Consider the following 6,276-nt stretch of genomic DNA (forward strand, 5'->3'; position numbering starts at 1 on the left):
CTCCCCTCCCTCGACAATCGAGGGGTCGGGGGGTGGGTGGGCCGGCGAGGGAAGGTGCGCGTTCCACAACCGCCCTACCCACCCCCAGCCCCTCCCTTGTCCAGGGAGGGGGGCAAGTCGTGCGCGGATATCAGTGAAGGTCGATCACCTACTCAGAACCGGAAGGTCAGCGAGCCGCCATAGGTCGGGCCGACGATGCCACGGGCGTAGAAGAAGCCGTCGGTGATCGCCTGCGTCTGGCCCTGTCGCGGATTGCCTTCGGTCAGGCCGACGACGTCGAAGACGTTGTCGGCGTTGAGATTCAGCTGCACCCGCTGGCTGAGGTTCAGGTTCACGCCGATCCCGGTCACGCCGTAGCTGGGCAGCGCGATGCCGTTGCCGTTGTCGGCAAAGATCTTGCCGACGAACTTGTAGCGGGCATAGACGTCGCCGAGACCGTTCGGCAGCGTCAGCGACGGCAGGATCGTGAACAGTTGTGCCGGGGTGCGCTCGGGGCGATTGCCCTCGAACGACGCGCCCTGATCGACGCCGTCGAGTTGCAGGTTGAGCAGTTGCGGGTCCTGGAACACCCCCTGGAAATCGACCGAAAACCACGTCGTCGGGCGAACGACGAAGTCGATCTCGACGCCCTTGGTCCGCAGGTCGGCGTTCAGATTCTGCTGTTGCGAGGGGTTGGTGGGGTTGGCGAAATTATAGTTCTGATTGTCGAAATTGGTGCGGAAGACGGTCGCCGAGCCGGAGAAGAAGCGGCCCATCTGATAGCGGACGCCCGCTTCGTACAGTTCGATCGTGGTGATCGGGTCGACATTGTTGGTCTGGAACCCGTTGGCGTAGCGGGCATAGACCGCGAAATTCGGCGTAAGGAGATAGTTGGCGCCGACCGTCCACGATGCCTTGCGCTGGGTCCGCTGACGCACGGCGAAGGTGCCGTCGAAGCTGGACCCGACATTGCGGACGACGCCGCCGACACCGGCCGGCACCGACTGATTCGTCGCCAGCTGATTGCCGTCGCGCGCGATCGCATCGTCGCTTTCCCAGCGGACACCGCCGTCGATGCGCAGATCGCCGATCGCGACTTCGTCGTTGACGTAAAGCGAGACTGCCGAATCCAGCCGTTCGCGGATACCGGCGCCCCAATCGCCATAGGAAACGAGGCCGTTGTCCGACAGCGTGCCGATCACCTGATTGGCGGAATTGAGCGCGACGATATCGTAGATGTCGCTGTTCGTGCTGACGCCGTTGACGACGCTGGCGGTCGCCGACTGATCCTGCGAGCGCTTCACATTGTAATACATGACGCCGGCGGTCAGCGAGTTCTTGAAGCTGTCGTTCTCAAATTCCCAGCGCCCGCCGACATTCGCGCCGAAATCGCGGCCGTCGATATAGTCGTGGTTGAGGACGGTGCGCTGCAGGAAGCCGTTGCCGTTCAGCCCATCGAGCTCGCCGGTCTGGTTCGACCCCAATACCACGCCGGTCCGCAGGTTCTTGATCCCGAAGCGCACGCGATCGGGGAAATTGGCCGAACCCAGCACCAGAAGGTCGTTGATCGGCGAATTGCCGCCCTGCGTCAGATAATTGCGCGCGCTGGTCAGGCCGCCATTGCCGGTACCCGACCCGGGGAACAGCCCGTTGAAGTCGTACGAATATCTCAGGTAGCGCGCATGGGCGAACAGATCGATCGTATCGGTCACCGGCTTTTCGATGTCGAGGCGAACCTGCGCGGTCTTTGCCTTGATCCCGTCGCGATAGCGGAATTCGCGGAAGCCGCTGGGATGGGCGAAGGTCGATACCGGCACCGCGATGTTGGCGAACGCATCGCCGCCGACATTGCCGAACTGGGTATCGAGACCGGCGATGCCGCGCACCTCCCCGTCATCGAGCCGATAGGGCATGGTCGCGTAATAGGCGTTTTCGACATCGCCGCCCTTGGCAGACAGCCGGACATAGCCGCCGCCGTCGAAGCGATATTCGAGCATGCTCTTGATCCGCCAACCGGCATAGTCGAACGGATTGTCGCGCACGCCGGGGCTGGATTGGACATAGCCGCCGATGTTGAACGCCAGATTGTCGCTCAAGGGCTGCGAATAATAGAAGTCGCCGCGCTTCATGCCGTAATTATAGGCGGTGACGCGCGCTGCCCCTTCGGCTTCGTTGAAGTTCGGACGGCGCGAAATGAAGTTGATCGTCGCACCCGCGCCGTTCACGGTCAGCACGCCCGACGAACCGCCCTTGACCGCTTCGAGCCGATCAATGGTCAGATCCTGGTCGAAGAAGAAGTCGGCACCGCCGCCGCCATAGAGGATCGGCATGCCGTCCTCCTGCAACTGGACGAAGCGCTGGCCGCCGCCCTGAAGGCCGCGCACCGAATAGTTGTTCGACACCTGTCCCGCCGTGGCTTCGACGAAGATGCCGGGTACGAGTTCGAGCATGTCGGCGGTGGAGCGCGGCGCGCGGCGATCAATATCGGCGCGGTCGGCGAGCGTGATGTCGGCCGATGCGGTGATGAGCGGACGGTCGCGCGTGGTCGTGCCGGTGACGACGATCACGTCCTGTTCGTCATCGGTCGTCGCGGTCGTGCCATCGGCGTTCTGCGTCGTCGCCGGATCGGTCGGCGGCGTCTGCGCAACGGCCGCGACCGGCAACAGCGTCGCACCAGCCAGCAGCGCCGCACGCGTGCCGAAGCGGTTGAATGTCAGCATGATCCTCTCCCACCCTGTAACCTTTGGTTCCGGTTAGTGCCGGAACCGGTTACAACTAGACCCGGCGCGAAATGGCTGCAATGTTGGTTAACGGGCGGAAGTATTTGCAGGCAAAGCTGTGGCGTTCGAGCAACATGTTGTAGAACAAATGTGCGTAAGTCGTCGTAAAGTCTTGGGAAGCGCGCTACTTGCCGGTGTCGCCACGCTGCTGCCGATGCCGGTCCGCGCCGCTTCGCCACGGGTCGAGGCGCTGCTGGCGCGGATGACGCTGGCGGAGAAGGCGGGGCAGCTTAGCTGTTTCAACGACGAGATCCGGCCGGTGGGCGCGGTGTTCAACCCGGTGGTCGATGCGCGGGGCAGCGCGGCGATGCTGGCCGATATCCGCGCCGGGCGGATCGGCATGTTGTTCAACGGCTATGGCGTGGCGGGGGCAAGGCGGGCGCAGGAAGCGGCATTGTCGAGCCGGCTGGCCATCCCCCTCGCCTTTGCCGCCGACGTGCTGCACGGATGCCGGACGATCTTTCCGATCCCGCTGGCCGAGGCGGCGGCGTTCGACCCCGATCTGTCGCGCCGCGCCGCCCGCGCGGTCGCGCGCGAGACGGCGGCGGGCGGCCTCCACTGGACCTTCGCGCCGATGGTCGATGTCGCGCGTGACCAGCGCTGGGGCCGGGTGGCGGAGGGAGCGGGCGAGGACGTGCTGCTCAACCGCCGGCTGGCGGCGGCGCGGGTCGAAGGGTTTCAGGGGCCGGACCTGACCCGGCCCGACGCGCTGCTGGCGACGCCCAAGCATTTCGTCGGGTACGGTGCGGTGCGTGGCGGTATGGAATATGCGGCGGTCGACATGAGCGAGGCGGAATTGCGCGAGACGTTCGTGCCGCCGTTCGTCGCGGCGTTCGCGGCGGGTGCGGGCGCGACGATGGCATCGTTCACCGATTTTGGCGGGGTGCCGGTCAGCGCCAACCGGCGATTGCTGACGGACCTGCTGCGCGGCGATCTGCGCTTCGAGGGCGTCTGCGTGTCGGATTACGATGCCGATCGCGAATTGATCGCGCATGGCATCGCCGCCGACGAGGCCGATGCGGCGCGCCTCGCGATCCTCGCCGGGATCGATATGTCGATGCAGAGCGGGCTGTATGCCCGGCATTTGCCGACGCTGGTCGAGGCCGGCCGGGTGCCGGTGGCGGCGGTCGATCAGGCGGTGCGGCGGGTGCTGACGCTGAAGGAGCGGCTGGGGCTGTTCGACGATCCGTTCCGGTCGATGGATGCGAAGGTCGAGCGGCGCGAAACGGGCAGTGCGGCGGTCAGGCGGATGGCGCGCGAGGTCGCGACGCGATCGATCGTGTTGTTGCGCAACGATGGCGATCTGTTGCCGCTGCCGCGGGCGGGGAAACGCATCGCGCTGATCGGCCCATTCGGGGCGGATCGGGCCAGTCTGAACGGACCATGGTCGTTCGCGGGCGATGCCGGAGATGGGATCGATATCGCCAGTGGCGTGCGGGCGATGCTGGCCGATCCGGCGGCGCTGATCGTCGAGGCCGGGTCGGGGATCGCCGAACCGCTGCCCGGCGGGATCGCGCGGGCGGTGGCGGCGGCGCGATCGGCGGACGTGGTGCTGCTGGCGATCGGCGAAGGCGCCGACATGTCGGGCGAGGGCAATAGCCGGGTGGAGATCACCGTGCCGGCGGCGCAGCAGGCGCTGGCCGAGGCGGTGGCGGCGACGGGAACGCCGGTGATGGTGCTGTTGCGGCATGGCCGCGCGCTGGCGCTGAGCGGTGCGGTGCGCGCTGCGCCGGTGCTGCTCGCGACGTGGTTTCTGGGCGAACAGACCGGGCCGGCGATCGCCGACATTCTCTTCGGAGTGGTCGAGCCGACCGGTCGGCTGCCGGTCAGCTTTCCGATCGCCAGCGGGCAGCAGCCCTGGTCCTATGACCGGCGCAGCACCGGGCGGCCCGCGCCCGACCGTGATCCGATGCAGCCCGGGCGCAGCCATTGGCGCGACGCGCCGGACCGGGCGCTGTACCCGTTCGGTTCGGGCATGGGCTATACCCGCTTCGCGGTGTCGGAACTGCGCGTGCCGGCGACGGTGGCGGCGGGGGCCGATGTGCCGGTATCGGTGCTGGTGCGCAATGTCGGCGCACGGTCGGGCAAGGCGCTGGTCCGCGTCGACCTACACGACCGGGTGGCGAGCCGGACGCGGCCGGCGCGACAGATGAAGGCGTTCCGATGGGTGACGCTTCCGCCCGGGGCGGCGGCGCGGGTCGCGCTGCGCGTGGCGGGCGACGATCTGGCGCTGGTGGGAAGCGAAGGGCGCTGGCAGATCGAGCCGGGGGCGTTCGACCTGTGGGTCAGCGCCGGTGACGGCGTGGAGGTTGCCGGGACATTCGACGTGGTCGCCTAATCATCCTCGTCCTCGAAGCCGACGAGGTCGAGCGCGCGCGCCTTGATCTGCCGGGTCATGCACCAATGGACCAGCGCGTCCTCGCGGCCATGGGTGACCCAGACTTCCTTCGGCGCGATCTCGGTTAGCGTCTGGGTCAGTTCGTCCCAGTCGGCATGGTCGGACAGGATCAGCGGCAGTTCGATGCCGCGCTGACGCGCGCGCTGCCGGACCCGCATCCAGCCACTGGCCATCGCCGTGATCGGATCGGGCAGCCGCCGCGACCAGCGGTCGCCGAGCGCGGAGGGGGGTGCGACGATGATCCGGCCCTGCAACTCGGCCTTGGTCGCACCCGCCACGGGACGCAGTTCGCCCAGATCGACGCCCAGATCGACATAGAGGTCGCAAAGACGCTGCATCGCGCCGTGCAGGTAGATCGGATCGTCGAACCCCATCGCCCGCGCCTCGGCGATGACCCGTTGCGCCTTGCCCAGTGCATAGGCGCCGACCAGTACGCAGCGTTCGGGTTCGGTGCGCAGTGCGGCGAGCAGCTTGTCGATCTCGTCCCTCGTCTCGGGGTGGCGAAAGACGGGCAGGCCGAATGTCGCCTCGGTCACGAACACGTCGCACGGTACCGGCTGGAACGGCGCACAGGTCGGGTCGGTGCGACGCTTGTAATCGCCCGACACCACCACCCGTTCGCCGGCATGGTCGAGCACGATCTGCGCCGATCCCAGCACATGGCCGGCGGGAACGAAGGATATGTCGACCTCGCCCATCCGGACGCTTTCGCCATAGGCGACGGGAACGCCGTTCTGCGGTCCGTAGCGCGCGTCCATGATCGCCAGCGTCTCGGGCGTCGCCCATACCGCCTGATGCCCGCCGCGCGCATGATCGGCATGACCATGCGTCACCAGCGCGCGCTCGACCGGTTCGGACGGGTCGATCCACATATCGATCGCCGGAATATGGATGCCGGTCGGGTGCGGCGTGATCCAGCGTGCGAGAGCCATGTGCTTCAGATGGGGCGCACGGCCGAGCCTGCCAAGGTCATCGAACCGACATATCAGGGTGATAGGCACGGCACGGTGGATCGACATTCGATGGTGGGTCCGGCCTTTCCTCCCTGCAAGGGAGGGGCTGGGGGTGGGTTGGCCCGTTGCGGCGAACACATCTTTCCTCGCGGGCCTACCCACCCCC

3 protein-coding genes are annotated in these 6,276 nt (G+C 67.0%); 1 reads left to right on the plus strand and 2 read right to left on the minus strand.

Features of this window, described 5'->3' with window-relative positions; genetic code table 11:
• Window positions 1–152 precede the first annotated feature (152 nt).
• Window positions 153–2,699 (minus strand): TonB-dependent receptor domain-containing protein, encoded by a 2,547-nt coding sequence (locus tag ASE59_RS18190; protein ID WP_082458572.1) that lies wholly within the window; start codon window positions 2,697–2,699, stop codon window positions 153–155.
• 148 nt (window positions 2,700–2,847) lie between these two features.
• Here ASE59_RS18190 and ASE59_RS18195 point away from each other — a divergent pair, with 148 nt between their 5' ends.
• On the plus strand, window positions 2,848–5,097 hold the full coding sequence (locus tag ASE59_RS18195; protein ID WP_056459779.1) for a glycoside hydrolase family 3 N-terminal domain-containing protein: 2,250 nt from the start codon (window positions 2,848–2,850) through the stop codon (window positions 5,095–5,097).
• On the opposite strand, the gene ASE59_RS18200 is transcribed toward ASE59_RS18195, so the two are convergent.
• Window positions 5,094–6,089, minus strand: coding sequence for a ligase-associated DNA damage response exonuclease (locus tag ASE59_RS18200; RefSeq protein ID WP_056460158.1), 996 nt, complete (start codon window positions 6,087–6,089; stop codon window positions 5,094–5,096). The genes ASE59_RS18195 and ASE59_RS18200 overlap by 4 nt on opposite strands.
• Window positions 6,090–6,276: the final 187 nt, after the last annotated feature.

Source organism: Sphingomonas sp. Leaf10 (genome assembly GCF_001421245.1).
Lineage (GTDB): Bacteria > Pseudomonadota > Alphaproteobacteria > Sphingomonadales > Sphingomonadaceae > Sphingomonas.